We start from the raw sequence: 1,551 nt of genomic DNA on the forward strand, positions 1-1,551 counted from the left end.
CAGGGCGTACGCATGAATTTATTTGTTAATTAGTGAGGTTAACGCCTCCAGAGCTGCTGTCGGAGACTGCAGCTTAGCCATGATTCGCTTCACGCTTTTAGCCTCTTTGCCGGTTTCGGTTTCCTCTTCTTTTTGAAGTTTTCTGATCATCCCGAGCGCCCATTTATTCAAGAGGACTCTGTTTTGCAGATAGTTGGCGTTTTTGCACTGTGTTCTATCTTGGTAGAAGTTAACATCCAGGACGTAGTGGAGGTCATTTTCAATTCCCCAGTGACGTCTAACGGCTCTGGCACATTGTTCTGCGATATGGGCATTCAAGAAGTTCAGGGAGCTAATGTAGTAGCGATCAAGAGAACTGATCTCGCCGGTTGTCTTGTTAACGCTCTCTGTTGTAGCTTTAATGATCGTGCCCTCATCCAGCCCTATCCACTTCTTCAATAAGGCTGCGGGCAGGCAACTTCCGGGAAGGACCGAAATCTTTCTTGTCTCGATTCTTCCATGTCCGAGTTCAACTTTTTCGGTCTCCAGCGTACGGGTTTCGGTGCGGTCCACGAAGCTTAACTGCATGTCATAAAACAACGATTTGTGGTTCTGTTTCACCGCAAGGCAGTAGTCTGCCTTTCTTTGGATTAAAGCTGAAGCAAACTTTTCCTGCGTATTGAGTGCATCGGCCGTAACAATACATCCTGCCAAATCGAGTCCCTCAACCATGGAGGCGGCGTGCGTGATCTCATTTTCCTTGCTCCCGATGAGCTTTTGTCCTAAAGCAATTCCATTTTCAGTGTCATAGAAGGTAAGGATGTATTTACCGGCTCTTTCTGCGCTTTTTCTGGAGGCTTTGACCGCTTGACCGTCCACTGCAACAATTCGAGAAGTAAATTTATGAAGCAGAGGTTCTACAAGTCTGCCGTAAAAGCTTTGGAATTGTTCAGGATCTATCAGCATAAGAAGACGCCGAACGGTATCGTGAGAAATATCCTGCTTAGGAAAGTCTTCAAATGCTGTTTCCAGGGCTGCCCGATGGTTGCTCCAATAATCTGCGATTTGCACACAACTTGTCTGCCCGGACAAGGAGCTGAGCAAAGCGACTAAATACACGTACGCCAAAGGATATTGAACCTTCGCAGCCTGACGAGGGTCAACGACTTCATTGGACAGAATTTCAGAGGTTTTGTTAACGATTTCTGCAGTTGAAGACTTAACCTCCTGCTTCAAGTCCTTGATTTGTTGTTTGAGAAGGTAGCTTTTGGCATAAGTAAATACGCCGTTAACGATCGTACCGACCTGGGTGCGCTGTTCACGAGATCTTTTGTGTTCCTTACTGTAGTAATAAGTGGACTTATAAACATAGAAGCGTTGTTGTTTCTCGTTCCAGTTGACCTTGCAGCCTTGCGGGATAAGGTCGAGGATTTCCTTGCTGACAGCCATCATGCCACCTATTAAATTATAGACATATATATTATATGCTATATTTCAAAAAAAGTCAACCGTTTTTGTCGACTTTTTAACGAGTTAAGGATGTTTTGTTAAAAATTTTGTGCGTTCGCCCTG

General features: G+C 44.9%; 1 protein-coding gene. It reads right to left on the reverse strand.

What is annotated here, in order from left to right; genetic code table 11:
- Positions 1–18 precede the first annotated feature (18 nt).
- Positions 19–1,428 carry an ISAs1 family transposase gene (locus E5987_RS12690; protein ID WP_160336432.1) on the reverse strand — a complete coding sequence of 470 codons (1,410 nt, stop codon included), beginning with the start codon at positions 1,426–1,428 and terminating at the stop codon, positions 19–21.
- Between the last annotated feature and the right edge of the window lie 123 nt (positions 1,429–1,551).

The sequence above is a fragment of the Parasutterella muris genome (genome assembly GCF_009767915.1).
Classification (GTDB): Bacteria; Pseudomonadota; Gammaproteobacteria; order Burkholderiales; family Burkholderiaceae_F; genus Parasutterella; species Parasutterella muris.